28 protein-coding genes are annotated in these 25,111 nt (G+C 46.6%); 11 read left to right on the top strand and 17 right to left on the bottom strand.

The annotated features are described in order from the left end of the window. Nucleotide 1: 1 nt before the first annotated feature. A complete protein-coding gene (locus R3D86_11305) occupies nucleotides 2-1,153 on the bottom strand; it encodes a Re/Si-specific NAD(P)(+) transhydrogenase subunit alpha (protein MEZ5758797.1) in 1,152 nt (383 codons plus the stop codon). Between the two features lie 253 nt (nucleotides 1,154-1,406). Between R3D86_11305 and R3D86_11300 the strand changes: the two genes are divergently transcribed. Continuing rightward, nucleotides 1,407-2,483 carry a sigma-54 dependent transcriptional regulator gene (locus R3D86_11300; GenBank protein ID MEZ5758796.1) on the top strand — a complete coding sequence of 359 codons (1,077 nt, stop codon included), beginning with the start codon at nucleotides 1,407-1,409 and terminating at the stop codon, nucleotides 2,481-2,483. Between the two features lie 111 nt (nucleotides 2,484-2,594). After that, a complete protein-coding gene (locus R3D86_11295) occupies nucleotides 2,595-2,846 on the top strand; it encodes a hypothetical protein (protein MEZ5758795.1) in 252 nt (83 codons plus the stop codon). Between the two features lie 47 nt (nucleotides 2,847-2,893). Here the strand turns inward: R3D86_11295 and R3D86_11290 are convergent, their stop codons facing one another. From R3D86_11290 to R3D86_11280, 3 genes are read right to left on the bottom strand one after another with little or no spacing between them, the layout of a single operon-like run. After that, the gene (locus R3D86_11290; protein ID MEZ5758794.1) at nucleotides 2,894-3,145 is read right to left on the bottom strand and encodes a DUF2312 domain-containing protein; all 252 of its coding nucleotides are present in this window, start codon (nucleotides 3,143-3,145) and stop codon (nucleotides 2,894-2,896) included. Between the two features lie 5 nt (nucleotides 3,146-3,150). Beyond that, nucleotides 3,151-3,471, bottom strand: a complete 321-nt coding sequence (locus R3D86_11285) for a DUF1244 domain-containing protein (GenBank protein ID MEZ5758793.1) — start codon at nucleotides 3,469-3,471, stop codon at nucleotides 3,151-3,153. 11 nt (nucleotides 3,472-3,482) lie between these two features. Further along, the gene (locus R3D86_11280) at nucleotides 3,483-4,232 is read right to left on the bottom strand and encodes an N-formylglutamate amidohydrolase (protein ID MEZ5758792.1); all 750 of its coding nucleotides are present in this window, start codon (nucleotides 4,230-4,232) and stop codon (nucleotides 3,483-3,485) included. A 158-nt stretch (nucleotides 4,233-4,390) separates the two neighbouring features. Between R3D86_11280 and R3D86_11275 the strand changes: the two genes are divergently transcribed. Further along, nucleotides 4,391-5,851 carry a hypothetical protein gene (locus R3D86_11275; GenBank protein MEZ5758791.1) on the top strand — a complete coding sequence of 487 codons (1,461 nt, stop codon included), beginning with the start codon at nucleotides 4,391-4,393 and terminating at the stop codon, nucleotides 5,849-5,851. Nucleotides 5,852-5,864: 13 nt separating this feature from the next. Further along, a complete protein-coding gene (gene pyk / locus R3D86_11270; GenBank protein MEZ5758790.1) occupies nucleotides 5,865-7,280 on the top strand; it encodes a pyruvate kinase in 1,416 nt (471 codons plus the stop codon). Nucleotides 7,281-7,501: 221 nt separating this feature from the next. On the opposite strand, the gene ykgO is transcribed toward pyk, so the two are convergent. Next, on the bottom strand, nucleotides 7,502-7,627 hold the full coding sequence (gene ykgO / locus R3D86_11265) for a type B 50S ribosomal protein L36 (protein ID MEZ5758789.1): 126 nt from the start codon (nucleotides 7,625-7,627) through the stop codon (nucleotides 7,502-7,504). A gap of 262 nt (nucleotides 7,628-7,889) precedes the next feature. Here ykgO and R3D86_11260 point away from each other — a divergent pair, with 262 nt between their 5' ends. After that, nucleotides 7,890-9,566, top strand: a complete 1,677-nt coding sequence (locus tag R3D86_11260; protein MEZ5758788.1) for a DUF87 domain-containing protein — start codon at nucleotides 7,890-7,892, stop codon at nucleotides 9,564-9,566. Here R3D86_11260 and R3D86_11255 read toward each other — a convergent pair whose 3' ends face one another. Continuing rightward, nucleotides 9,567-10,544, bottom strand: a complete 978-nt coding sequence (locus tag R3D86_11255) for an NAD(P)H-quinone oxidoreductase (protein ID MEZ5758787.1) — start codon at nucleotides 10,542-10,544, stop codon at nucleotides 9,567-9,569. It lies immediately after the preceding gene. A gap of 81 nt (nucleotides 10,545-10,625) precedes the next feature. Here R3D86_11255 and R3D86_11250 point away from each other — a divergent pair, with 81 nt between their 5' ends. Beyond that, entirely contained in the window at nucleotides 10,626-10,814 is a 189-nt protein-coding gene (locus R3D86_11250; GenBank protein ID MEZ5758786.1) for a DUF1192 domain-containing protein, read from the top strand. A gap of 12 nt (nucleotides 10,815-10,826) precedes the next feature. On the opposite strand, the gene R3D86_11245 is transcribed toward R3D86_11250, so the two are convergent. Beyond that, the gene (locus tag R3D86_11245) at nucleotides 10,827-11,285 is read right to left on the bottom strand and encodes an Hsp20 family protein (GenBank protein MEZ5758785.1); all 459 of its coding nucleotides are present in this window, start codon (nucleotides 11,283-11,285) and stop codon (nucleotides 10,827-10,829) included. A gap of 217 nt (nucleotides 11,286-11,502) precedes the next feature. Here R3D86_11245 and R3D86_11240 point away from each other — a divergent pair, with 217 nt between their 5' ends. Next, entirely contained in the window at nucleotides 11,503-11,979 is a 477-nt protein-coding gene (locus R3D86_11240) for a DUF1465 family protein (protein ID MEZ5758784.1), read from the top strand. A 64-nt stretch (nucleotides 11,980-12,043) separates the two neighbouring features. Here the strand turns inward: R3D86_11240 and rpmE are convergent, their stop codons facing one another. Then, a complete protein-coding gene (gene rpmE / locus R3D86_11235) occupies nucleotides 12,044-12,268 on the bottom strand; it encodes a 50S ribosomal protein L31 (GenBank protein MEZ5758783.1) in 225 nt (74 codons plus the stop codon). 203 nt (nucleotides 12,269-12,471) lie between these two features. Between rpmE and R3D86_11230 the strand changes: the two genes are divergently transcribed. After that, nucleotides 12,472-14,265, top strand: a complete 1,794-nt coding sequence (locus R3D86_11230; GenBank protein ID MEZ5758782.1) for an ABC transporter transmembrane domain-containing protein — start codon at nucleotides 12,472-12,474, stop codon at nucleotides 14,263-14,265. Here R3D86_11230 and R3D86_11225 read toward each other — a convergent pair. Then, complete coding sequence (locus R3D86_11225) at nucleotides 14,248-15,669, bottom strand: PLP-dependent aminotransferase family protein (GenBank protein MEZ5758781.1); 1,422 nt, start codon at nucleotides 15,667-15,669, stop codon at nucleotides 14,248-14,250. The genes R3D86_11230 and R3D86_11225 overlap by 18 nt on opposite strands. A gap of 279 nt (nucleotides 15,670-15,948) precedes the next feature. Between R3D86_11225 and R3D86_11220 the strand changes: the two genes are divergently transcribed. From R3D86_11220 to R3D86_11210, 3 genes are all read left to right on the top strand, one after another. Beyond that, entirely contained in the window at nucleotides 15,949-17,130 is a 1,182-nt protein-coding gene (locus R3D86_11220) for a DcaP family trimeric outer membrane transporter (GenBank protein ID MEZ5758780.1), read from the top strand. Between the two features lie 101 nt (nucleotides 17,131-17,231). Next, nucleotides 17,232-17,861, top strand: a complete 630-nt coding sequence (locus R3D86_11215) for a pyridoxamine 5'-phosphate oxidase family protein (protein ID MEZ5758779.1) — start codon at nucleotides 17,232-17,234, stop codon at nucleotides 17,859-17,861. A 72-nt stretch (nucleotides 17,862-17,933) separates the two neighbouring features. Further along, nucleotides 17,934-18,791, top strand: coding sequence for a DMT family transporter (locus R3D86_11210; GenBank protein ID MEZ5758778.1), 858 nt, complete (start codon nucleotides 17,934-17,936; stop codon nucleotides 18,789-18,791). Nucleotide 18,792: 1 nt separating this feature from the next. Here R3D86_11210 and R3D86_11205 read toward each other — a convergent pair whose 3' ends face one another. The 8 genes from R3D86_11205 to R3D86_11170 form a co-directional block, all read right to left on the bottom strand. Further along, a complete protein-coding gene (locus R3D86_11205; protein ID MEZ5758777.1) occupies nucleotides 18,793-19,890 on the bottom strand; it encodes a peptidoglycan -binding protein in 1,098 nt (365 codons plus the stop codon). Further along, nucleotides 19,890-21,224, bottom strand: coding sequence for a hypothetical protein (locus R3D86_11200; protein MEZ5758776.1), 1,335 nt, complete (start codon nucleotides 21,222-21,224; stop codon nucleotides 19,890-19,892). Before R3D86_11200 ends, R3D86_11205 begins: the two co-directional genes overlap by 1 nt. 173 nt (nucleotides 21,225-21,397) lie before the next feature. After that, entirely contained in the window at nucleotides 21,398-21,883 is a 486-nt protein-coding gene (locus R3D86_11195; GenBank protein MEZ5758775.1) for a hypothetical protein, read from the bottom strand. Further along, the gene (locus R3D86_11190) at nucleotides 21,883-22,704 is read right to left on the bottom strand and encodes an inositol monophosphatase family protein (GenBank protein MEZ5758774.1); all 822 of its coding nucleotides are present in this window, start codon (nucleotides 22,702-22,704) and stop codon (nucleotides 21,883-21,885) included. Before R3D86_11190 ends, R3D86_11195 begins: the two co-directional genes overlap by 1 nt. Continuing rightward, nucleotides 22,704-23,267 carry an elongation factor P gene (efp, locus tag R3D86_11185; protein ID MEZ5758773.1) on the bottom strand — a complete coding sequence of 188 codons (564 nt, stop codon included), beginning with the start codon at nucleotides 23,265-23,267 and terminating at the stop codon, nucleotides 22,704-22,706. The genes R3D86_11190 and efp overlap by 1 nt, the downstream gene beginning before the upstream one ends. A gap of 94 nt (nucleotides 23,268-23,361) precedes the next feature. Continuing rightward, the gene (locus R3D86_11180; GenBank protein MEZ5758772.1) at nucleotides 23,362-24,285 is read right to left on the bottom strand and encodes a glyoxylate/hydroxypyruvate reductase A; all 924 of its coding nucleotides are present in this window, start codon (nucleotides 24,283-24,285) and stop codon (nucleotides 23,362-23,364) included. 45 nt (nucleotides 24,286-24,330) lie between these two features. Next, nucleotides 24,331-24,723: a hypothetical protein gene (locus tag R3D86_11175; GenBank protein ID MEZ5758771.1), complete on the bottom strand. Its 393-nt coding sequence runs from the start codon at nucleotides 24,721-24,723 to the stop codon at nucleotides 24,331-24,333. A 12-nt stretch (nucleotides 24,724-24,735) separates the two neighbouring features. Beyond that, nucleotides 24,736-25,080, bottom strand: coding sequence for a RidA family protein (locus tag R3D86_11170; protein MEZ5758770.1), 345 nt, complete (start codon nucleotides 25,078-25,080; stop codon nucleotides 24,736-24,738). Between the last annotated feature and the right edge of the window lie 31 nt (nucleotides 25,081-25,111).

Genomic DNA, 25,111 nt, shown 5'->3' with positions numbered 1-25,111 from the left:
ACTAGTTTCCTCCCTTCAGGCGTTCGTTGACGATTTGCTTATCTTTGGTAAGCAGGGTGCCGACAATAATTTCATCTTCCCAGTCAATATTCAGGGTGCCCGCTTCCTCGCCCGCCAGCGGTGTGATGAAATTAAGCAGGTTTTTTGAATATAGGGCGCTGGCGTCTGCTGCCAGCTGACTTGGCACATTAAGGTGGCCGATAATGATCACGCCGTTATCAGATGTAACAACTTCACCGGGCCTTGACTGTGTGCAGTTGCCGCCTGCCTCAACGGCAAGATCGACGATGATGGAGCCGGCCTTCATGCTGGCGACCATTTCATCGGTGATCAGAATTGGTGCCGGGCGACCGGGGATAAGCGCTGTCGTGATGGCAATATCCTGTTTTTTAAGGGTTTCGGCAATCAGTTCCGCCTGGCGCTTTTTATAATCATCGCTCATTTCCTTGGCATATCCGGCGGCGGTTTCGCCTTCTTCATCGGTTTCAACCATAACGAATTTGCCCCCAAGGCTTTCAACCTGTTCTTTGGCGGCGGATCGGACATCGGTTGCCGAAACAACGGCACCAAGCCGTTTTGCCGTGGCGATTGCCTGCAATCCGGCGACACCGACCCCCATAATCATCACCTTGGCCGGGGCAATTGTGCCCGCAGCCGTCATCATCATCGGAAAAGCACGGCTGAATTCGGCGGCGGCGTTAATAACAGCGGCATAACCAGCCAAATTAGACTGACTGGACAGCACATCCATACTCTGGGCCCGGGTGATACGGGGCATAAATTCCATGGCATAGGCTGAAATATTTTTATTGGCATATGCCTTTACATGATCCGGATTTCTGATCGGGTCAAGAATGGCTATGAGCGTTGAGCCATCCTTTATCAAGGACAGTTCATCAATGTCCCCTTCGCCAGCCAGAAGGGGTCTTTGTACTTTAAAAATGATATCGGCTGCCGAATAGAGGGCTTTTGCATCGGCGGCAATTTTTGCACCGGCGTCCTCATACTGACTGTCTGAAATCTGGCTTTTTGCCCCGGCACCTTTTTCAACAATGACGCCAAAGCCCAAAGCAACCAGTTTTTTGACAGTATCAGGGGTCGCCGCAACACGCTTTTCGTGTTCCCGACGTTCTTTTGGTATTGCTATAATCATTGGTAACCTCTTGATATGATCAATTCTTGTTAAATGATTGACGAGTATCATTTACGGTAGTGGAAAGCTTAGCAGAAATTAACCAAAAGAATAGGGCAAAAATAAAATATCGGCATTGTCATTTTGGAATATCATGTGGACGTTTCCTGTATCATATTGACACATTAATTAAGCAAAATTGTATATTTCTTAACTTTTGTCCCGTATTGATACAAAATATAAAAGGTCAAATTAAGAATAGCGAACATTCAAAATGGTCAATGAGAATAATAAAGATAAATCCAAATCAGCTACGCCGGATGCTTTTTCCAAAATAATCGGTAGCAGTGAAGTGATGCGGAAAGCTATTATGCTTGCCCATAAGGGGGCCGAGACCGATGTGCCGATGCTGCTTGAAGGGGAAAGTGGTGTTGGTAAGGAAATATTTGCCAAAGCTATTCATTTATCCAGCGGTCGTGCAGAGAAACCCTTTATTGTTGTGAACTGTGGTGCTCTTCCGGCCAATCTGGTCGAAAGTATATTGTTTGGTCATGCCAAGGGAGCCTTCACCGATGCCAAGGAGGATCATGCCGGTAAATTTGTTGATGCAGATGGCGGTACCATTTTCCTTGATGAAATTGGCGAGCTGCCACTAGAACTTCAGGTAAAACTGCTTCGGGTGCTTCAGGAAGGGGAAGTGGACCCGGTCGGTGGTGAAAGGACAGTGCCCGTTGATGTCAGGGTTATTTCAGCGACTAATAAAAATCTTGAAAGCCTTACCGCATCCGGCCAGTTTCGCGAAGACCTATATTACCGGCTGAACGTATTTCCGGTTTTTTTACCGCCACTGAATAAACGAAACGGTGATATTCAGACATTGGCCGCTCATTTCATTCAGAAAATCTGCAAGAAGGAAGGCCGAACCATAAAATCGCTGACCACTAATGCCATTATGCTGCTAAACAGTTACCATTGGCCGGGAAATGTCCGTCAACTTGAAAATGTCGTTCTGCGGGCGGTCATTCTGTCGGAAGGGGAAATGATCACCGATAAGGATTTTCCGCAAATCCTTGCCGATATTGAACGCATGGCCAATGAAAATAAAAAACACAACCGCCGGATTGATGATCTTAAACGCACACTGGAAATTCCAAAAGAATTTCATAATACATCCATCTATGATGAAAATGCCGACGTCTATTCAATTGATTATATTGAAGGTCTGATGATCCGTTATGCCTATATCCGTTATGAGGGCAGGATGACGGAAATTGCCAAACGTCTTAATATCGGGCGGTCAACCCTTTACCGTAAAGCGACGGAAATGGGTTTGCTTGACGAAGATAAATAAAAGCATATTGAGACAAAAGAACATTTCCCTGCGACGAGCCGCATTATAAGTGCTTGAAATTTGTTCTATTCGTATTAAATTTGAAAGATCACCAATTATCAGGGATCAATCATGATTTATCTTGTTGCAATTATCTGTCCCCCGCTTGCGCTTTTATTTAAGGGTAAAATTTTTCAGGCACTGTTAAACGGCCTTTTATGGCTGCTTAGTGTTGTAATGTTTGTTTTTTCACTGGGAATTCTGGGTGGTCTGACCTTTCCGGTCTGGATTATCACCATTGCATGGGCCATTTTAAGTGTTAAAAGTGCCAATGACGATGAACGCACCCAACAGATCGTTGATGCGATCCGGTCAAAAAATTAGGCCGGCGAATTAACACCGGCCGAAATTTATTGGATTCTAACGGGCGGTTATCCTCTGATCATACCCAGTGCATGGGTATAAAGATCCAGGAGTGCTTCCTGTTCCTGACGGTCACCTTCATCCATTTTGCGCAGTCTGATAATCTGGCGCATGATTTTTACATCAAATCCTGTTGATTTAGCTTCTGCATAGATATCTTTGATATCATCGGCGAGGGCTTTTTTTTCTTCTTCCAGTCGTTCAATGCGTTCTATGAATGAACGCAAGGCATCGGCTGCGATGCCACCTGCTTCTACCATATTATTTACTTTCCTTTATTTTTCATTTCATCGTTTTTCTTCAGACTTTCGTCCATTAATTTCATTTGTTCGTCTGTTGCCGGGGTTTGATATTTATCAGTCCATGCATCATAGGGCATACCGTAAACCATTTCACGGGCATCCATTTTGTCAATTTCAATGCCGCGCTTTGCCGCTTCGGCCGCATACCATTTTGAAAAGCAGTTGCGGCAAAACCCGGCCAGTCCCATCAGATCAATATTCTGGACGTCGCTCCGCAATTGCAGATGGGCAATGATGCGGCGAAAAGTAGCGGCTTCTATCTCAAGTTTTGTCTGTTCGTCCATTTTTTTGCTCCTTAAAATTTTTTAATATGCGACATTTCTGGTATGTTCCGGATTGCCTCAATTTCTTTTGCGAGTATTTGGCTCCATTTTTCAATGCCTGCTTCATTTTCAAGTTCATCCTGCCTGATTTCAATGCCGACATGGGGAAAACCGTGACGATCGCCATGAGTATTCATGGTATGGAACAGGTCCTGACCGGAATAGGGCAAATTATCACCGACAGTGCAGCCGTAGCCCTCAAGTCTTTTCTGGACTTCTGCGGCCAGTCGGTTGTCGCGGTTCCATAACATGCCCGCATGCCATGGTCGGTCAAACCCGTTCATCGTCGGTGTAAAACTGTGTAAATTAAAAATCAGTGGTGCATGGTCATTTTTTGCTTTTGTCTCGATCAGCTTTTCAGTGGCATTATGAAAGGGCCTATAAAACCGGTTAATACGAGCGTCAATTTCGTCGTCTGACAGGTTTTGATTGCCGCTGATATGATGACCGTCACTGGATACCGGGATCAACCCATCCTGTTCAATGGCGCGGTTGACATCAATCAGGAGCCTTGAAAAGCGGGCCAGAATGGCAGGAGCATCAAGCATCATGGCAACATTTTTTGTAACCGCGCCGATGCCAATGTCCCAGGCAATATGAAGCGAAAGCTGTTCTTCGCTCAGCCCTAGATTTTCATAGTCATCTGGAATATGATTGCTGGCATGTTCACAGATAAGAACAATATTGGCCTTGCCGTGCGGATTAATAATTTCAAATGCCATCGTATCCTGCTTTTTGATGAATCGGGTTGGTATTTTTATATCGGATTACCATAAGATGTGTAGGAAAAAATAAAGTTTCGAAACAATTTTATCCTGTACACGGCATGACCGCTATGATTAATATTTCAATGAAATAAATAAAAATGAAGGGCGGCAAAATGTCATTAAATTTAAAAACAAATTATTTAAAAACTTTTCTGATTTCAGGGTTGCTTGCGACTGGAAGTCTGGGGGCAGCGATGTCAACGGCCAATGCTGCTGCCTGTAATGAAAATATGGATTGTCAGTCATCATGGATTGGGATGAGCCAGGCGGACAAGGATAAAATATTTGCTTTTGCCGAAGATTATAAAAAATTTATGGATAAGGCGCGTTCAGAGCTGACATTTGTAACCGAAGCAATCAAAATTGCCGAAGCCAATGGGTTTAAACCCTTGCGAGATGACAGCCCGATGACGCCGGGAGCCAAATATTACGACAATAACCGGGATCGGGCCATTTCGCTGATTGTGATCGGTAAGGATGATTTTTCCACCGGTTTTCAGGTGATCGGTTCCCACATTGACAGTCCAAGGCTTGAGCTTAAAAATATTCCGCTTTATGGCAAAGAACAGTTTGCGCTGTTTCAAACCAATTATCACGGTGGTTTGAAACGTCATCAGTGGACCAATATACCACTTGCTCTTATTGGCCGGGTTGATAGGAAAGACGGCACCACAGTACAGATTAATGTGGGAATGGATGAAAATGATCCGGTCTTTGTGATCCCTGAAATTTCACCGCATACGGACCGTGGTTATGGCAGCAAAAAGGTTGATGAATTGCTGACCGCTGAAGATATGGACCCGATTGTTGCCCATATTCCGGGGGCAAGGGGTGGTGATGTGTCAGATCAGGTCGAAGCCTACCTGAAAAGCACATATAATATCAGCCGCGGTGATCTTGTATCGGCAGAATTGCTGCTGGTTCCGGCAATGAAAAGCCGGGATATGGGATTTGATCGCTCGATGGTTGCGGCCTATGGACAGGATGACCGCCTTGCCAGCTATACCAATGTTCAGGCGATTCTCGATATTGGAACCCCGCAAAAAACGGCAATTGCCCATCTTGTCGATAACGAAGAAGTCGGTAATGTCAACAATACAGGGGCAAAATCACAGTATTTTTCAAACCTGATATCCCGCCTTATCGAAGCCAAAATGGGGGAGAATATGCGTGAAAGCTATGTCCGTCGCGCACTTTCAAAAACAAATATGATTTCCATCGACGTTAATCCGGGTATTAATCCGATGCGCCCCAGCGCATGGGAGCCACTGAATGCTCCGCGGCTTGGCTACGGCGTAAATCTGAAATTATATGGTCGCGGGTTTAACGCCAATTCCGAATATATCGCCTATATCCGTAAAGTGCTTGATGATGCCAATATTCCCTGGCAGACCGCCACTTACAAGGTCGGAACTGCCGGTGGGGGAACCATCGGCGGTGAATTTTCCCGTCAGGATATGAATGTGATTGATTTTGGTATTCCGGTTCTATCGATCCACACGACCTATGCCGTTAGCTCAAAAGTGGATATTTATAATCTTTATCGTGCCTGCAACGCCTTTTTTAAAAAATAGATCAGGATAAATTATGCACCGTCGTCGTCGAACCCGAATTATAGCCACACTTGGTCCCGCATCATCAAATTTTGAAATGATCAAAAAACTATCGGAAGCGGGGGCTGATGTCTTTCGGCTGAATATGAGCCACGGGTCATATGAGGCGGCGGCAAAGCTTCATGCGACGGTGCGTGAAGTGGAAAAGGCAACGGGAAGACCAACCGGAATACTAGTTGATTTGCAGGGGCCGAAATTGCGTGTTGGGGTCTTTGCCGAAGAAAAAGTGAAACTGGTTCCAGAACAACAATTTATACTGGATATGGATAATACACCCGGGGACGTCTCAAGAGTGGAACTGCCCCATCCTGAAATTTATCAGGCAGTGGAGCCAAGAACGGAGCTTCTGATTAACGACGGCAAAATCAGGCTGCTTATTGATAAAGTGGAAAAAGATAAAATAACCACCACGGTCAAGGTCGGCGGGGAGATTTCAAACCGAAAAGGGGTCAATGTCCCCAGTGCAATTCTGCCGCTGGCGGCGTTGACGGAAAAAGATAAAAAAGATTTGAATTTCGCCCTTGATCTGGGGGTGGACTGGGTTGCTCTTTCCTTTGTCCAGCGTCCGGAAGATGTGCGGGAGGCGAAAAATATCATCAAAGGTCGTGCGGCTATAATGGCGAAAATTGAAAAACCGTCGGCGGTTCACGCGATTGATGAGATCCTTGCTGAATCAGACGGCGTGATGGTGGCGCGCGGGGATATGGGCGTTGAGCTTCCCATGGAACTGGTGCCGGCAAAACAAAAGAAAATTATTCGCCATGCGAGGCGCGCTGGCATTCCGGCGGTGGTGGCAACACAAATGCTTGAAAGTATGATCAATGCGCCGGTACCAACCCGGGCCGAGGTTTCAGATGTTGCCAATGCCGTGTTTGACGGCGCTGATGCAATTATGCTCTCGGCAGAATCAGCAACGGGTTCTTATCCTGAAGAAGCCGTATCATTAATGAACCGGATTGCCAAAACCATTGAAAGCGAACCAAGTTATTTAAGAATGCTGGGTAAGGATAATACCACGCCGGAAGCCACAACCGCCGATGCCATCAGCGCGGCGGCGAAACAGGTGGCAATGACCATTGAAGCCCGGGCTATCGTTACTTATACCGGGTCCGGATCAACCGCCCTTCGTGCGTCGCGGGAAAGACCGGAAACACCATTACTGGTGCTGACACCGAATATTGCGACAGCCAGACGGCTTGCGCTGGTCTGGGGGCTTAACTGCGTTTACTCACAGGATGCGGTAAATTTTCAGGACATGATCGATAAGGCCTGTAAAATCTGCCTTGAATATGGTTATGCCGGAACCGGGGACCGAATCGTCATTATGGCGGGTATGCCATTTGGCACCCCCGGTAAAACCAATGTTCTCAGGATTGCCCGGGTAGAATAATTTACGTATAAAATTTTACCAGCCGGAATATAATAACAAAATGAGGGGGTTGGCCAATCCTTATGTTATAGAAAACAAGGCCCTAAAAATGAAGGAGATCGAGCCCTTGGGGGGGAAGCTCGATCTCCTGTTTGCCACAGACACTGAGGTCTATAACAATTCTTAAATTACTATATATTAGATAGTTGTGTCAAATATCTTTAATAGTATAATCAATAAAATTATCCTTGACGTGCCTTGAAACGACGATTGGTTTTATTAATAACCAATGTTCTGCCTTTGCGGCGAATGACACGACAATCGCGATGGCGATTTTTAAGCGATTTTAACGAATTTACGACTTTCATAATCTGTCTCGTATTTTTAATTTTGGCTCACAATTCACCTGCTCAGGCTGATGTTTCAGAGCACTTTCCAAAAACTTTCGTGGAACCTATATGGACCGATGTTAAATGTCAATGACTTCCGTGCAAAATTTGAAAAAAATAATAATTTCCCCATTCGTACAAATTTAAACTTATCTTAACCGTTTTTTTAGCTCTGAGCCCTTATAGTTTTCGGCATTGAAGGCAATAGTCCGTTTATGTGTTGCGGAGGGAAAAGTGACTTATGGATAAACAGGTTTTAAAAAATCATGAGAATGATATGAGCACTATTGAACTGAGAGAAATTGAGCCCACACGTGAGATTGGAAAAATTATCGAAGTAAGCGGGAATGGCGCCAAAGCGATCTGTAATCTTGGCGTTCTGCGCGAAATGGCGAATATGGACAGTGAAGATGCCGAATTTTCCCCGGGCCAGATCGGGACAATCCTGAAAATTAAAGTTTCAAAGGGATATCTGTTTGTAACAGTCCGGGATATTATTTCCCAAAATAACGACACACGTTTTGAGCAGGCGATTATGACACTGGATTATCTGGGTCACGGTATCCGCGCGCCTTACACGGAAAGCGGTATGATTTTTGATCGTGGTGTCACCGATTTTCCACTGCCGGGACAACCCATTTTCCCGGTTAGCCTGCGGGATATTGAAGGTATTTTTGGCGATAATGACAATAATCACTTTCATCTTGGTCATGTCTATCCACAGCATCTGACACCGGCTTCTATTAATATTGATGCTTTACTCGGAAAACATTTTGCCATTCTCGGCAGCACCGGTACCGGTAAGTCATGTACGGTGGCGTTGCTGATCAGACGAATGGTTGAAAGACTTCCCCATGCTCATATCATCATGCTTGATCCCCATAATGAATATGAAAGTGCTTTTTCTGATTGTGCGCAGCATTTTGATATTAACAATCTGCGTCTTCCATACTGGATGATGAATTTTGAAGAACATGTGGAAATGTTTATCGGGGCCTATCACAGCAATGACCGAATGATCGAAATTGATGTGCTGAGGCGCTGTATTTATGAAGCTCGGGTCAGTAATAACGAAGGATACCCGGCAGAACGTATTACTGTTGATACGCCAATCCCCTATAAACTGTCATTTGTTATGAGATTTCTTGATGAGGAAATGGGCAAGCTGGATAATCCGGAAACCCTGACACCATATCTAAGGCTTAAAAATAAAGTTGAAGAGCTGCGTCGGGATACACGGTTTTCCTTTATGTTTTCGGGCATGCTGGTCAATGATACCCTGAATTCAATCATTGGAAACCTGCTTCGTTTTCCGGTGAACAATAAACCGGTATCAACCATCGATCTTTCCGGTGTGCCATCAGAAATTGTGAATGTGGTGGTATCCATCATCAGCCGGGCAGTATTTGATTTTGCGGTTTGGAGCCGTGGTAATGATGCCCGTCCTATTCTGCTGGTTTGTGAAGAAGCCCACAGATATGTGCCGACAGACAACAGCACAATTTTTAATTCGACCCGAAAAGCGATTGAGCGGATTGCCAAGGAAGGCCGGAAATATGGTGTTTCACTTGGTCTTGTATCACAGAGACCGGCGGATGTCTCGGAATCAGCGCTTTCCCAGTGCGGAACTATTTTTGCCATGCGTCTTAACAATGAACGGGACCAGAAATTTGTGTCTCACGTCATGCCCGAGGGGGCAGAAGGGTCGTTAAATTCATTGTCATCATTGCAAAACCGTGAAGCACTGGCAGTTGGGGAAGGGGTGGAGGCTCCGGTTCGGCTGCTTGTTGACAAACTTGATGAAGATCATCTGCCAAGCAGTGGCAGCCCGTCCTATTCTGTGGACTGGCAGTTGGGACTGGAAGATCCGAATTTTGTCAGGGCAACAATCGAAAGATGGCGACGTACCGGCCAATAATCAGATTTTCAGGATAATTTTTCCGGTATGCTCACCGCTTTCCAGATAGCGGTGGGCCTCTGACGCCTGTTCAAGCGGAAAAATTTTATCAATAACTGGCGCTATTTTTCCCGCTTCCAGCAATGGCCAGATAGTTTCTTTCAGTGCCTTTGCAATCGCGGATTTGAAATCATTATCACGCGGGCGTAAGGTTGACCCGGTAACCATCAGGCGTTTTGTCATAATAGGCAGCACGTTAATTTCTGCTTTAACGCCGCCCTGAACGGCAATGATAACTGTCCTGCCGTCTTCATTTAAGGCGCTGATATTTTTTGCAACATAATCCCCGGCAACCATATCAAGGATCACATCAGCCCCTTTGCCACCCGTTAATTTAATTGTTTCTTCTGAAAAATCCTGCGTTTTATAATTGATGGTATGATCCGCACCGATTGATTTGCAGATGCCACATTTTTCATCTGTTCCAGAGGTGGTAATCACTGTTGCTCCGAATATTTTCGCCATCTGAATGGCGGTGGTGCCAATGCCGGACGTGCCGCCGTGGATAAGCACAGTTTCCCCGGCTTTAAGTTTTCCCCGATCAAAAAGATTGGACCAGACGGTGAAATAGGTTTCCGGCAGGGCCGCTGCCTGCTCCATGGAAAAACCATTGGGAACTGGCAGGACGCATCCTTGATGGGCCAGCGCATATTCGGCATAGCCGCCACCGGTCAGCAGGGCGCATACTTTATCCCCGACTTTCCATTTTGTAATATTCTTGCCAATTTCTTCAATAATACCGGCACATTCAAGACCAGGAATATCGGACGCCCCGGGCGGTGGCGGATAATGTCCTTTTCGCTGAACAATATCAGGACGGTTGATGCCGGCAGCAAAGACTTTAATCAGGATCTGATCAGCCGAAGGTTTTGGCCTTTCGCTGTTTGAAATTTCAAGCATTTCGGGGCCACCGAAATTTTTTATATTTATCACCTTCATTGCATTATCCTAATTGACAGATTTGTTATTTTATAGAGAATGGAATAATAAATGTATATGCGATAAATATGGGTAAGAATTATGGACGACGACTTTGACAGGCCGAAAGTGCCGCTTTTAAAACAGCTCGTAAAAGAAGACCTGAGCGTTCACAGTATAGAAGCATTGGATGACAGGATTGCTATTCTTAAATCAGAAGTCAGGCGTACAGAAATTGAAAAAGCCCATAAAAAAACTGCCCACGCGGACGCGGACAGTTTATTTAATTAGGGGTGCTGTAAATTAGGCAGCATCTTCATCGACGAGCTTTTTTACCTCAGCAGGTTTACCGATTTTAATTGTACGGGGCTTTAGATGCTCCGGTACTTCACGCTGAAGATCAATCATCAACAGGCCATTTTCAAACTGGGCACCGAGCACTTTAATCGTATCGGCCAGTCTGAAATGACGGGTAAAGGCGCGTTTGGCAATGCCGCGGTGGAGGTATCTTTCCGCGTCTGCCTCGTCTTCGCCACCATCGGCGGAAATGGTAAGAACGCCATTATCCAGTTCGATTTTCAGATCATCTTCGCTAAAACCGGCAAGGGCCATGGTAATGCGGTAATCGTCTTCGCTGATTTTTTCAATATTATATGGGGGGTAGGAAATATCATTGTTTCCTGCCGCTGATTCAAAAATCCGGTTCATCTGGTCAAAACCGATTGTTGATTTAAGAAGTGGGCTTAAGTCTAATGCTCTCATTTTCATATCCTTTCTCTTTAAGCGATATAATTCTGCTTCCGTCTTATGACCGGGTGCAGAGGTTAATATTTACTTTGTAAGGTTTATAACGTCCCGTCTGGCAACGTTCTATTCGGCCTTACAAATATTAGATAGGAAGCGATTTTTGGATTTCAATATTTAAATATGTTATTAACCGTTATATTTTATAAAAAAGGTCGAAACACTAAGGACTATTATGATTAAAAACGCTGTGGTTAATGACGGAAAAATCAATTCAGAGCTGCTTGATGAGCTTTATAAGGAAGCCCTTGATCTCAGTAAACTGGTCGTAAAATACCTTCAGAACGATAAAAACAGGGACATAAGCCATCTCGGTGCCGAAAAAATGGGCTATTATACCCTTGAATCCAATCGGATGACGGCCGGGATTATGCAGTCAATGTCATGGTGTCTGATGCAAAAAGGGGTTCATTCAGGGGAAATATCAAAAAAACAGGCAGGCGAGCAAAAATCCCGTATCAGTGATCATCAGTTATTTGATGATCCGATCGGCTGTGACACCAGAGATTTTCCCAGGGATTTCATGAATTATTCAAGTCGGGCCCGGGCGCTCTTTACCCGCATTGTCCGGCTTGACCGGATTATATATGACATTCCGGCGGCAGAGGATAACCCGGTTCATAACCTGATGGGCAAAATTGACGGGATTTAAGCAAGGCAAATAAAAAAGGCCTCCTTAATTAAGGAAGCCTTATTTTTACCGATCAAAAATAAATTTATTTTGACAGTTTGAAATTGGCAAAACGTTTGTTGAACTGGGCAACACGGCCTTTGTCCTGAACCTGTTTTGTACCACCAACCCATGCCGGGTGTGATTTAGGATCAATATCAAGTGTTAGTGTGTCACCTTCACTGCCCCAGGTTGAGCGTGTGTCATAGGTGCTGCCATCAGTCATGACCACTTTAATCATGTGGTAGTCTGGGTGAATATCATTTTTCATATTAAAAAACCTTTTTAATCTGGCTCGTATGAGCAAATTTGTTGGGACTTATACCCAAGAGGATTGCCAAGTGCAAGCAGGAATGTGCCTAATTCTCACTTTTTCCCTAAAAAATGACACTTTTCCTTATCTTTCATTGTTTAGCAGGCTTTCAGATGCTATATCCCTGCTACAAGTTAGAAAAAGGCGGCAGTTTTTAAGTAATGGCTGAGAATAACAATACCACGGGAAATGGTGCGGATAAAGATGAGGCGCCAAAGAGAAAGGTAAAAGAAATCAATCTGTTATGGGTTTTTCTTTCGCCTTATAAATCAACAATAATAAAAGCATTGATTGCGCTTGTGGTGGCGGCAGGATCGACTCTGGCAATACCGCAGGCGATCAGGCGGATTATTGATATGGGGTTTAGCTCTGTCAGTGCCGATCTGATCAATTTATATTTTCTCGCCCTGCTTGGTGTTGCGGTGGTTTTGGCTGTTGCGACTTTTGCCCGTTATTATCTGGTCACCTGGCTTGGGGAACGAGTCGTCACCGACATCAGACGTGAAGTTTTCAGCAAGGTTCTAACCCTTAGCCCGGTCTTTTTCGAAAATAACCGCTCGGGCGATATTCTTTCGAGGCTCAATACCGATACAACGGTAATACAGTCTGTGGTGGGCTCCACGGCATCCGTCGCTCTTCGGAACCTTCTGACCCTGGTCGGCGGGCTGATAATGATGCTGGTGACCAACTGGCTGCTGACGGCCTATGTGTTTTTATTGATTCCGTTTATTGTAGCGCCGCTGATTATTCTTGGTCGTCGCGTACGGGGGTTATCGCGAATTTCCCAAGATAAAATTGCTGATGCCAGTGCAACAGCCAATGAAACCATTGGTGCGGTGCAAACGGTTCAAAGCTATACCCAGGAAGAATTTGAAAGTAAAAAATATCAGGGCTTTATTGAAACCGCTTTTTCTGCAGCAATTGACCGCACACGGATGCGGGCAATTCTTACATTTCTGATTATTTTACTCGTCTTCGGTGCGGTGGATCTGGTGCTGTGGTTAGGGGCGCGGGATGTGATTGCCGGCAATATCACTGGCGGGGAACTGACGGCTTTTATTATTTATGCGGTGCTCGTTGCCGGGGCAATGGGGGCACTTTCCGAAGTTTATGGGGAGCTGCAGCGCGCCGCTGGTGCAGCAGGCCGCTGCCTTGAAATTATATCAACAGAATCCGAAATCAAGGCACCGGAAAATCCCGTTCATTTTCCTGCATCACGGGAAGGGCGGCTTGCTTTTGAAAATGTCAGTTTTGCTTATCCTTCGCGGCCAACTGAAAAAATCCTGAACGGTTTTGATCTTGACGTTCGGGGCGGTGAAACTGTGGCGATTGTCGGCCCGTCCGGGGCGGGAAAGACAACAGTGTTTCAGTTGCTTCAGCGGTTTTATGATCCACAGCAGGGAAGAATAACCATTGATGGTGTGGCTTTGATTGATGCTGATCCGGTTGAGGTCAGGCAGAACCTGGGCGTTGTCAGTCAGGAAAGCATGATATTTGCCACAACCATTGCAGAAAATATCCGTTACGGTAATCAGGATGCCAGTGAAGAAATGATTGCGGCTGCGGCAAAAGCGGCAAGGGCCGATGAATTTATTGACCGACTGCCGGAAGGGATGAATACATATCTTGGCGAGCGGGGAACCCGTCTTTCAGGCGGGCAGCGTCAGCGCATTGCCATTGCCCGGGCCATTTTGCAGGACGCGCAGATATTATTGCTTGATGAGGCGACGTCGGCACTTGATGCCGCCAATGAGAAACTGGTTCAGGCGGCTCTTGAAAAACTGATGCAAAATAAAACCACCCTTGTTGTTGCCCACCGGCTTGCCACTGTGCAGAAAGCAGACAGGATTGTGGTAATGGATCACGGACAGATTGTTGAAAGTGGCACACATGACGAACTTATTGCCAAAGCGGGGCTTTATGCCCATCTTGCCGGGTTACAGTTCGGGGTATAATTTCCAAATCTGTGCAACCAGTTCATCAAGGGCGACGCTTAACTCATTTTCCTTAAAATGCCCATAGCCAAGGGCAAAGCCGTGCCAGCCACCGGTGCTGATCTGATGGGACAGGTAAAATGACCTTTCCTCCAGTTTTTTAATCAGTTTATGCGGCATTTTATCAAAAGACATGAATGCGTGGATGCCGCTATCAAGGCCGGAAATTTTAACGCCTGCGGGCAATTCGGTGAGCTTTTGCTGCATGATCCTGTTAAGCTTTGTGTAATGACGACGAGATTTAGCGATATGTTTATCAAGCGAGCCATCAGCAATGAAAGCTGCCATGGCTATCTGCATCAATTGCGGGGGTTCGGCATGTTCGGCGGCAATAATATTTTTAAGTACTGTGGCAATTTTTTCCGGGGCAATCAGATAGCCGATTTTGATATTGGGACTGATGCTTTTGGAAAAGGATGAAAAATAAACCACATGGCCGCTTTCGTCCTGGGCTTTAAGGGTTGGCAGTGGCATAGTGTCATAATGAAATTCGCTGTCATAATCATCTTCCAATATCAGGGCGTCATTTTCTGTTGCCCATTTTAAGATATCATTGCGACGTTTAAGGCTAAGTCGAAAGCCCAGCGGAAACTGATGGGAAGGGGTACAGAATAGCATAGCCGGTCGCCCTACATTTTTGGGTAAATCCCGGGTAATCAACCCGTTTTCATCAATATTGACCGCGGTCAGCTCGCCGCCGCCGTCAAGCCAGTGCCAGGCTATTTTGAAGCCGGGATTCTCAACGAAGGTCATGGGCGCAAATTCGGCAGTTGCCTTTGCCAGCAGTCTTAAGGTTTCGGCGGCGCCGGATGTGATTATTATGTTGTCGGCATGACATTTGATATTGCGGGTCCGGAGCAGAAAGGCGGCAATTTCCTCGCGCAGCGTTTTTTCCCCGGCCCGATCCGAGCGGGCATTGGACTGGGAATGATCAAGTGCCTTGCGCCAGGCCCGCCGCCAGTTATTTTTCGGGAAAAGTTCACTTGCCGGGTGGCCGATGGAAAAATCAAAACGGGCATTATTTTTATTATCATCATCAATGGGCAAGCTTATCCTGGACGGATTAAACCAGTCCGGTCCTTTATAGTCTTTCACGGGGTCAGTGCCCGGGGTGATGATATTATCACTGACAAAGGTGCCAGCCCCAGCTTTGGTTACCAGATACCCTTCGGCTATAAGCTGTTCATAGGCGGTTAGCGTGACAATGCGCGATATATTTAAACCCCGGGCGAGGGTGCGGCTTGACGGTAATTTCTCACCCCTTTTTAAATCACCGGAGACCATGTGATTTTTAAGATGGCCAATCAGCTGCCGGTGAAGCGGTGTCTGTGATTGTCGGTCGAGATCAAAATATAAACTGGCCATAGGAAAATATAGAAAAATTAAAAGATAGTATAACCATAGCAAAAAATTCAGCGAATTTAAAAAGAAATTAATTAGTCAAAATTATAGAACAGTAAAACAAAATTATACGGTATTTTTATAGTCAGGTATTTTTGCTACTATACGCCCGTCTTGATCCCGCCGAAGAATTCATATGAAAACAAGAAGCGGAAAGACCAGGGGCCTCTGCAAGATTAAAACAGCGACACAGACTTAAACTTAAACAGGTGAGTGTGCATAAGTAATTATGCGCAAAAGAAAATGTTATATTTAAAAGAAATGAGAATTGCCGCTTTAATCATTGCATTGATCGCAATGTCCATAGGTGTAAAACAGGCAAATGCAGAAGGCGTGGATGTTGATTTTGGGGGCTTTATAAAGGTCAATGCGGCCCTCGCAACAAATGGGGTTAACGGCATTGATGATGCCTCTGGTTCTTATAATGCTGATTTATTATTTGCGTCCGAAAATAAAGGATCACGATTTGGCATCAATGCCAAGGAAACCCGACTTTATGTCGGCATTAATAAAAATGATACACCATTTGGCCCAATCAAAGCTTATGTTGAAGGAAATTTTGGTGTTGAAAGCAATGCAGATGGTAACCGCGTCGAAGCCTATGGCACCAGCAATACCCGCTTTGTGCTTCGTCATGCCTATGTTGAAGTGGGAAATTTCCTGATCGGACAGACAATCAGCACATTTATTGATCCAAAAAGCTTTCTGGATATACTGGATTATGGCGGTAATTCCGCAGTCACTTTTGCCCGCCAGCCCATGGTGCGTTACACGTTTGGTGCGGGGGAATTTTCACTGCGCCTGGCACTTGAAAATCCCACATCAAACCTTGGCGATTATGATATTACCGATGATCAGCGCATACCCGATTTTGTCGGCCGGATAGATTTTGACCCATCCTGGGGCCATTTGTCTGTTGCCGGAATAATGCGGGAACTGCGCATTGATAATGGTCAGTTTGAAGCTCATAAAATGACAGGTGGGGTGATCATCACCGCCCATAAGGAAATTATTCCGGGAAAGTTCGAAATAGTTGGTCAGTTTCTTCGCGGCGGAATCGGTCATTACGGGGCATTTTCGGCCTTTGCCGATGGCATCGTGCTGGATGACGGGCAGGGGGGTAAATATATTGACCCAGTTGACATTCAGGGGGCAACATTCAGCACCACCATGCATTTTACAGAAAAACTTCGGTCAACTGTTGCCGTTTCCTGGGCGGAAAGCCTTGACCCCGGTCATAATCAGCAGACATTGGGGACAGGGCATGCCATCGAAAATGTAAAATCGCTTCATGCGAATATATTTTATGATCTGATCAAAAATTTTATGATCGGCTTTGAATATAAAAAACTGATTGGCGAGCTTACCGATCAGACAAAACCCAATGTTGACCGCTATCAGCTCTCCGTGCTTTATACATTCTAAATAAGAAGTGGTCATATAAAAATAGTATAAAACTGGATATTTTAAATAACCATAAAGCAAATTATAAAGGCCGCGTTTTTAAATAAAAGTGAGTGAAGATTATGTCACAGGCAAGAGCAAAAAAACGCGGCTACGATCTTGAAAGCCGCCCGGAAAATCAGTCCCGCCGTCGTCATCTGGTCAAGGATGATGAATGGATCACCGATTTTATCAAACGGGCGCCTTTTGGCTATTTTGCCACGCGCTGGGATGATCAGCCATTCGTGCATCCGATGACATTCTGGTATGACGAGGATAAACATTGCCTTTATATGCATGGGGCAATGATCGGACGGCGCGATGCCAATACCAAACGGCATGAGAAAATTGCCTTTTGTGCTTCCGAAATGGGGCGACTCCTGCCGAGCAACCGGGCTCTTAATTTTTCGGCGCAGTTCCGGTCCGTCATGGCCTTTGGCGATGTGGTTGAGGTCACATCCGAAGAAGAACAGAAACATGCCTTTTACGGACTGATAAAAAAATATTTTTCTGAAATGGAATTGAACCGGGATTTTAGTCCGATTATCCAGGAAGATCTTGACCGGACACGAGCATACCGCATTGATATCAATAGCTGGAGCGGTAAGGAAAACTGGAAGGAGGAAACGCCGGTTAATCCTGATTTTCCTCCGCTGGATGAAAAATGGCTTAAGGATGACAGCTTTCCCATGTCCTACGGGAAAATGGGCTAGAATTTCATTTCTGATACTGCTATTGGTCATTTGTCCATAAATCCAAACCGACCATCGGGGTGATTATCATAAATGACCATTACCGCACTGCTTCTTGTTCTGGCCGCCGCATTTTGTCACGCGACATGGAATTTCTATGTGAAGCGGATTGGCGGTGGCGCTGAACTGGTCTGGCTTATTTCCTTTCTGTCGGTGATCCTTTATCTGCCTGTGGTGATCTATATATTCTGGACCTCGGTTCCGAATTTCGGACTATATGAAATCGGCTGTGTTTTTATCAGTTCAATCATTCACACGGTTTATTTTACACTGCTGCAGCGTGGTTATAAAAATGGTGATCTTTCCCTGGTTTATCCGCTGGCACGGTCAACCGGGCCAATTATTTCCGTGGCACTGGCCGTTCTTTTTCTGGGGGAAACAATCACCGCCCAGATACTTAGCGGTGGCCTTATTATTATATTCGGAATCTTTTTCCTGACTGGTGGTTTTCAGAAAAGAGCACAGCATGTCTCGACCTCCATCATTTACGGCCTGATGGTCGGGCTTTGTATCGGCAGTTATACGGCCTGGGATGCCTATGTGGTATCGATCGTGCTGGTCTCCCCGGTGCTGCTTGATTATGCATCAAACATATTTCGCGCCGGGCTGCTGTCCCCCGTGGCGTTTCGGCGGCGGCAAATTGTGGTTGGATACTGGCGCGATCACAGGCTCGGGGTTTTACTGATTGGCCTGTTAAGCCCGCTGGCCTATATCCTTTTCCTGTTTGCGATTACCTTTACACCAGTGACCTTACTGGCCCCGGTGCGGGAAACCAGTGTGCTGATTTCCGTGCTGATGGGCAGCATCCTGCTCGGCGAGGGGCATCTCAAACGACGGCTGATCTGGTCCGCGGTAATCATTAGTGGTGTGGCCCTGCTGGCAACAGCCTGATTTAACGCTGATCCAGTCTCATTTCAATGCGGCGGTTGCGGCGGTAGGCATCCTGATTGTCATTGGGGTCAAGCGGGTGAAACTGGCCAAAGCCGGTGGCGGCGAGCCGCTCCGCAGGAATGCCGCGGCTGATCAGATATTTCACGACCGATAATGCCCGTGCCGTTGAAAGGTCCCAGTTTGACGGGAACTGAGTGGTACGGATCGGCAACACATCGGTATGACCGTCAACACGTAAAATCCAGTCAACATCTTTGGGGATCGTTTGCATAATACTGGAAAGCGTATCGGCGAGCTTGTCCATTTCCTGCTGTCCGCCCTCACCAAGGGTGGCGGAGCCGGAGGCAAAAAGCACTTCTGACTGGAAAATAAAGCGGTCGCCCTGAATGCGGATGTCTGAACGATCCCCAAGCACCTGACGCAGTTTACCAAAAAAGTTAGATCGGAACTGGTTGAGTTCCGCCACTTTTGAGGCGAGGGCAGTATTCAACCTTTCGCTCAAATTTTTAATGATGGCTTCCTGTTCCTTGTCATTGGCCTCGGACGCTTCAAGCGCGACATTAAGGGCGGCTAATTGCTGACGCAAACTGGCAAGCTGCTGGTTTAGAACCTCCACCTCGTCGCGGGCGGCTTTTGACATATTGCGCTCTTTATTCAGAGTGTCCATTGCCACATTATAGCGGCTTTGAAGATCAGCAATCATCTGCTGCTGTTCATCACTGGAGCGGGCCACGCGGCCATTTGTGCCTTCCGCTTCGGCGATATCTGCTTCCAGTTCCTGAATGCGGCGCTGCAATTGTTCGCGGTCACCGTCCGCCACCTGTAGCGAGGCGGAAAGCTGCGTAACATTGGCACGAAGATCGTCATTGGCCTGACGCTGCAGATTTAAAAGATCACTAAGCTCAAGGACCTGTGTCCTAAGCTTGTCCAGTGCTTCGTCGCGGCCCGAGAGGGCCTGACCAAGGAAAAACTGAGCCAGCATAAAAATGGACAGCAGGAAAATAATCACCAGAAGCAGGGTGCTGAGCGCATCAACAAATCCCGGCCAGGTATTATCACGGGTGCCGCCCGGACGCCGTCCTGTTCTAAGCAGAGCCATTAATCATCCCTTTTCGCAGTAAGCGCAGGTTTCTTGTCGGTTTTCGGGTTTACTTCCGGCATGGTGTAATTACCTTCCTCAATGATCAGCTTGCGCTTTTCCGGAGTTTCCGGTGCGGCGGCTTTTACCGGCGCAGCTGCCGTTTTTACCGGTGATGCGGATGTTTGCGCTGAGGATGTTGTCGTTGTTGACGGCTTTGCCGGGGCCGCAGGAGGAGGTGTCGGGATGGCCTTGCCATCAACCATGGCGCCGAGTGTCCGCGCAAGCAGTCTAATTTCCGATTGCAGGCTTGAGGCAAATTTATCCTGCGATTTGATGGTTTCATCGGTCAGGGCTTTTAGCTGAACATCAATATTGCGCAAATGTTTTTCGCTGACATCGGAACTGCCGGATTTTCCCGCGGTCAGGGCGGTCACCATCTGTTTCATCACTGAGCGCATTTCTGTCTGATGATCAACCAGACTTGAAAGCTGTACGGACAGATTGGTAATGGCCTGATTGACCTGTGACCGGTTTTCTTCTGACTTGGCAATGACTTTATGCAGGTTATCAAGGCTGTCTGCTGATCCTTCAAGTAGGGCGCTGACATAAGCGGGGACAGAAGCATCCCCGGTTTCAAGAGCAATGTTTGATCCGGCGCTGGAAAGTTTGGTGATCCCGGAAAGCCAGTCTTCAAGATGATTGAAAAAGCGGCCCTGTGCCTGTCCTGTCTGAAGGTCAATGAAGCCGAGAATGACGGAACCGGCCAGACCGAACAGCGATGAGCTGAACGCCGTCCCCATGCCGCCAAGTGGCGCGGCAAGACCCGCTTTCAAATCTTCAAACATCAGGCCGACATCGCCACTGCCTACGCGAAGGCTGTCAATGGTATCCCCGATGGAGCCGATTGTGGTCAAAAGCCCCCAGAATGTCCCCAAAAGACCAAGGAAGATCAGCAGGGCAATATTATAGCGAGTGATTTCGCGTCCTTCGTCCATACGGGCGGCAATACCGTCAAGCAAAGTGCGCATTGACATGGTGGAAAGGGCCATTTTGCGGGTTTTCTGCTCTTCCATCATGGTGGCCATGGCACCAAGTAGCTCGGGGGCTTCGTTTTTGCCGCCGCTGCTTTCATTTTTTTTGAAATTTTCGAGCCAGTCGACAGCAGGGATCAGCATATAGGTCTGACGCATGGAAAAGATTATACCGATCATAAGAACTAGCAGAATGACGCCGTTTAAGCCGATATTGGCAGTAAATGAATTCTGTAATGTCGGAAACAGATAGGCCCCAATGGCAATCACACCAATGAGAAAAAATATGGTTCTGTTTAAATATTTTTGCAGATTGATCATTTATATCCAAGCTCCCTGGCTTAATGCGCATCTCTAAGTAAAATGCATAGCCCCTTATTATTTATATATTTTTCCCTGATATACGCGAACTTATTCAATATTATCAGGGCTGGACGCAAGAGTCTAAGAATTAGTTGGCAATATTATGGCGGAAAAGGGTTTTATTTGTGAAATCAGTTGCTTCTTATGGTGATTCTGAGCATATCAGATGGGCTCACATCCGCCGGACCAATCGCATGAAGGGCGATGAGTCGCTCGGGGATACCTTCATTTTCAATAGCATTGCGGGCATCAAGCGCCCGGTTGAATGCTTTTCTGATCGCCATGTGAAGGGCTGATTTATCCGTCATATCCATGCGAGCTGTCGGCGGGCTGGCATAGCTGTAAATATGGATGGGCACTTCGGCTTTTTTAACCTCGGCAATCCATTTTTTTAATGATTTCAAATTTTCTTCCTCGAGCTTAATCTGCTGCGGATGAAAACTGATAAAAAGCGGCTCAACCGTTGTCAGGTTGCCTGCATTCAGGAATATTTTTGCCTGCTCACTTGGGGCATGTTCGGCAAGGCCGTTAATTTCATTGGCATGAGTCATAACCGGTAACAAGCTTAGCCATAACGCCGAGGTGATCGCTAAATTTGAAAGAGGCAATGGACTCATTATTTCATTTTTTCCTTATGGGCTTTGCGTGCATTTGATAATAACCTTGTTACGCTGCCATGTATAGTCCCATTCGTTGCCAGAATCTGGCCTGTCTGCATCATTTTGCTGCGACCGTCAAATTCACTGACCATGCCGCGTGCCTCACGGACAAGCAGCATTCCGGCAGCTATATCCCAGGGGGACAGTCCTTCTTCCCAGAAGCCGTCATAACGGCCTGCCGCAACCCACGCAAGGTCAAGTGAAGCAGCGCCAAAGCGGCGCACACCGGCCACTTCACCCATAATATGTTCAAGGTTGGTGATAAACGTATCCTGATGGGGGCTTGCATGAAACGGAATACCGGTTGCCAGCAGGCATTCGGTCAGATTTTTGCGGCCGGATACCTGGAGACGACGGTTATTAAGGTATGCGCCACGCCCTTTTTCGGCCCAGTACATATCATCCGTAACCGGATTATAAACCACGCCCGCCGTAATTTCACCACCCTGTTCAAGGGCAACGGAAATAGCAAAATGGGGAATGCCATGGAGGAAATTTGTTGTTCCGTCGAGCGGATCAATGATCCAGACACTGTTATTTCCATCCTGTGGCGGGATATCATCGCCTTCCTCAAGAATGAAGCCAAATTGGGGACGGGCAGTCTTTAGCTCCTCGACAAGGGTTTTTTCGGCTTTTAAATCCGCCTTTGAGACGAAATCGGCAGGCCCTTTTTTTGATACCTGCAAATGTTCAACTTCACCAAAATCGCGGGCCAGTCGGATGCCTGCTTTTTTGACGGCTTTTTCCATCACGTTAATGAGGGCGGATTGTAAGGCCATTATTTTACTCTTTCGTAGTAGGTACCATCTTCAGTGTTTACTTTGATACGGTCATCCTGACTGATGAATGTCGGGACCATCACCCGCATGCCATTATCCATGAGGGCGGGTTTATTTGATGATTTCTGGGTCTGGCCCTTCACAACCGGCTCCGTTTCAACGACGGTCAGTTCAACAGTTGGCGGCAGTTCAACACCGATCGGGGTTGTTTCATAAAATTCAACAACCACTTCCATTCCGTCCTGAAGATACTGGGCTTTTTCACCTAGAAAATCGCCGGAAATTTCAATCTGTTCGTATGTTTCACCGTCCATGAAGGTATAGGCGTCCTCGTTGGCAAAAAGGAATGAATAATTTTTCTGTTCAAGACGGACTTTTTCGACCTTTTCAGAGGAACGGAAACGCTCATTCAGCTTGCGACCGTCAAGCAGGTTTTTAAGTTCCACCTGGAGATAGGCACCGCCTTTTCCGGGTTGGGTATGGGCTATTTTTACGGCAACCCAAAGGCTGTCCTGATGTTCAATAACATTACCGGGTCGGATCGTATTGCCGGGTATCTTCATGTTTCACCTGTTTTAAAGAGCTATTTAATAATTTGCGCGGAAATTAGCACCAAGCGGCATTTGATGCAATGTTTATCACACCTGATTTATTTATTTAATAGGCCCTATTCGGATCAACCTGATTGAGAAGTGGTTTACCGCTTATCAGCCGCGCATAATTGTCAAGGATCTGACGGGCGACCTGAGCCTTATCCGTCGGGCTGGAAATATGCGGTGTGATATGGATTTTCGGGTGCTTCCAGAACGGATGATCCTGCGGCAATGGTTCGGTCGAAAATACATCAAGCAGTGCACCGGAAAGCTTTTCATGATGAAGCGCGTCAAGCAGGTCATTTTCGGCCAGATGATCGCCGCGACCGACATTAATCAGATAGCTGCCTTTTTTCATGGCGCCGAACAAATCACTATTCAGTATATGTTTTGTGGACGGGGTCAATGGTAAAAGACAGACGACATAATCCGCATCGGCAACGGATTTTTTAAGCTGATCTTCCCCAAAATAGCTTTTGACACCATCAATATTTTTTTCCGAGCGGCTCCAGCCGCTGACCGCATAGCCATTCTTATTTAAAAGTTTCGCGGTGGTGGACCCCAGTTCACCAAGGCCGAGAATGGTGACATTCCGCCCCTTTATGAAATCGAGGCAATGCCACTTGGATGCGGCCTGGAATTCACGGTATCTTGTCAGGTGCAGGCGATGATTAAGAATGGCACCAAATACGAATTCCGCCATCTGATCCGACAGTGTATCATCAACAAAGCGGGTGATCGGCACCCCGACGGGCAGGGACGGATCACTTAGTATATTTTCAACCCCCGCGCCGTAGGATGCGATCATTTTCAGGTTCGGATAATTGTTCAGAACACCAGCCGGGTGTTTCCAGACAATCACGCAGTCAATATCCCCCGGATTTCCCACATCCGGATAAATGCGCACCTCCGGGCAGTCAGGATGGGATTTCAGGTTTTTTTCCAGCAGATGCGGGTCCGCCTGATTTAAAATGATTAAGATGGCCATAGTGTCTGTTATCCCAAAATTATCTTTCGTTAAAAGTGTATGATGTCAGCCCGGTTCGGCGGCGGCAACGGCCTGACTGATGGCAAGGGCACTCATCAGCATCTGAAAGGTCAGCTCCCCGAATAAAAGCCTTAAATCCTTATGATCGGTGGCAATCTGATCATACCGTTTGCGGGTCTCATGATCGCCGGGGTTAAGACCCATGTCGTCCGACCATTCAAGGATATCCTCGCAGTCCTCATAAAGCTGAATTTCAGTGGCATAATAATAAATCAGATTGCCAAGCTGCGGCGCGCCGTAGCCTTCAGCCATGGTGATGGTGCGGCTCATTTGTCCGTGTTTGCTGACCATTTCACATTTATAGCGGTTGTCACCAAGATCGCTTACCGTCATGGTGACGTCCGCCGCGTTAATGGCATCATCAATAAAATCAGTCATTAAAATTCCGCATTATTTTTTTGCAGCAACAATGATGACTTCAACCAGAAAATCATCAGTGGCCAGACGCGTTTCGCCGCAGGCGCGGGCCGGCGGATTTTCCGGATCAATCCATTTGTCCCAGACGGCATTGAATTCGTCATAATAATCCATGCTGGCCAGCCATATAGTGGCGGAGAGTATGCGTGATACATCACTGTCCACTTCAGCCAGAAGTTCATCAATACTGGCCAGAACACTTTTGGTCTGGTCCGTCACCGTATCGCCATAGCCGACCTGTCCGGCCAGATAAATTAAATTTTCATGGGTGACAATCTGGCTCATTCTGTGGTTTTTATTGTAACGTTTGATTTCCATTTTTATTTTCCTGTAGCTGTTTTTTTTGTGT

The organism is Emcibacteraceae bacterium (assembly GCA_041396985.1).
Taxonomy (GTDB): Bacteria; Pseudomonadota; Alphaproteobacteria; order Sphingomonadales; family Emcibacteraceae; genus Pseudemcibacter.
Note: the sequence above shows the minus strand (reverse complement) of the source record. Positions and strands in the feature narration are given on the sequence as shown.

Excerpts from the sequence above, each read along its gene's own strand:
- R3D86_11305 (MEZ5758797.1), bottom strand. The coding sequence starts at position 1,153 with ATGATTATAGCAATACCAAAAGAACGTCGGGAACACGAAAAGCGTGTT.
- R3D86_11300 (MEZ5758796.1), top strand. The coding sequence starts at position 1,407 with ATGGTCAATGAGAATAATAAAGATAAATCCAAATCAGCTACGCCGGAT.
- R3D86_11295 (MEZ5758795.1), top strand. The coding sequence starts at position 2,595 with ATGATTTATCTTGTTGCAATTATCTGTCCCCCGCTTGCGCTTTTATTT.
- R3D86_11290 (MEZ5758794.1), bottom strand. The coding sequence starts at position 3,145 with ATGGTAGAAGCAGGTGGCATCGCAGCCGATGCCTTGCGTTCATTCATA.
- R3D86_11285 (MEZ5758793.1), bottom strand. The coding sequence starts at position 3,471 with ATGGACGAACAGACAAAACTTGAGATAGAAGCCGCTACTTTTCGCCGC.
- R3D86_11280 (MEZ5758792.1), bottom strand. The coding sequence starts at position 4,232 with ATGGCATTTGAAATTATTAATCCGCACGGCAAGGCCAATATTGTTCTT.
- R3D86_11275 (MEZ5758791.1), top strand. The coding sequence starts at position 4,391 with ATGTCATTAAATTTAAAAACAAATTATTTAAAAACTTTTCTGATTTCA.
- pyk (MEZ5758790.1), top strand. The coding sequence starts at position 5,865 with ATGCACCGTCGTCGTCGAACCCGAATTATAGCCACACTTGGTCCCGCA.
- ykgO (MEZ5758789.1), bottom strand. The coding sequence starts at position 7,627 with ATGAAAGTCGTAAATTCGTTAAAATCGCTTAAAAATCGCCATCGCGAT.
- R3D86_11260 (MEZ5758788.1), top strand. The coding sequence starts at position 7,890 with ATGGATAAACAGGTTTTAAAAAATCATGAGAATGATATGAGCACTATT.
- R3D86_11255 (MEZ5758787.1), bottom strand. The coding sequence starts at position 10,544 with ATGAAGGTGATAAATATAAAAAATTTCGGTGGCCCCGAAATGCTTGAA.
- R3D86_11250 (MEZ5758786.1), top strand. The coding sequence starts at position 10,626 with ATGGACGACGACTTTGACAGGCCGAAAGTGCCGCTTTTAAAACAGCTC.
- R3D86_11245 (MEZ5758785.1), bottom strand. The coding sequence starts at position 11,285 with ATGAGAGCATTAGACTTAAGCCCACTTCTTAAATCAACAATCGGTTTT.
- R3D86_11240 (MEZ5758784.1), top strand. The coding sequence starts at position 11,503 with ATGATTAAAAACGCTGTGGTTAATGACGGAAAAATCAATTCAGAGCTG.
- rpmE (MEZ5758783.1), bottom strand. The coding sequence starts at position 12,268 with ATGAAAAATGATATTCACCCAGACTACCACATGATTAAAGTGGTCATG.
- R3D86_11230 (MEZ5758782.1), top strand. The coding sequence starts at position 12,472 with ATGGCTGAGAATAACAATACCACGGGAAATGGTGCGGATAAAGATGAG.
- R3D86_11225 (MEZ5758781.1), bottom strand. The coding sequence starts at position 15,669 with ATGGCCAGTTTATATTTTGATCTCGACCGACAATCACAGACACCGCTT.
- R3D86_11220 (MEZ5758780.1), top strand. The coding sequence starts at position 15,949 with ATGTTATATTTAAAAGAAATGAGAATTGCCGCTTTAATCATTGCATTG.
- R3D86_11215 (MEZ5758779.1), top strand. The coding sequence starts at position 17,232 with ATGTCACAGGCAAGAGCAAAAAAACGCGGCTACGATCTTGAAAGCCGC.
- R3D86_11210 (MEZ5758778.1), top strand. The coding sequence starts at position 17,934 with ATGACCATTACCGCACTGCTTCTTGTTCTGGCCGCCGCATTTTGTCAC.
- R3D86_11205 (MEZ5758777.1), bottom strand. The coding sequence starts at position 19,890 with ATGGCTCTGCTTAGAACAGGACGGCGTCCGGGCGGCACCCGTGATAAT.
- R3D86_11200 (MEZ5758776.1), bottom strand. The coding sequence starts at position 21,224 with ATGATCAATCTGCAAAAATATTTAAACAGAACCATATTTTTTCTCATT.
- R3D86_11195 (MEZ5758775.1), bottom strand. The coding sequence starts at position 21,883 with ATGAGTCCATTGCCTCTTTCAAATTTAGCGATCACCTCGGCGTTATGG.
- R3D86_11190 (MEZ5758774.1), bottom strand. The coding sequence starts at position 22,704 with ATGGCCTTACAATCCGCCCTCATTAACGTGATGGAAAAAGCCGTCAAA.
- efp (MEZ5758773.1), bottom strand. The coding sequence starts at position 23,267 with ATGAAGATACCCGGCAATACGATCCGACCCGGTAATGTTATTGAACAT.
- R3D86_11180 (MEZ5758772.1), bottom strand. The coding sequence starts at position 24,285 with ATGGCCATCTTAATCATTTTAAATCAGGCGGACCCGCATCTGCTGGAA.
- R3D86_11175 (MEZ5758771.1), bottom strand. The coding sequence starts at position 24,723 with ATGACTGATTTTATTGATGATGCCATTAACGCGGCGGACGTCACCATG.
- R3D86_11170 (MEZ5758770.1), bottom strand. The coding sequence starts at position 25,080 with ATGGAAATCAAACGTTACAATAAAAACCACAGAATGAGCCAGATTGTC.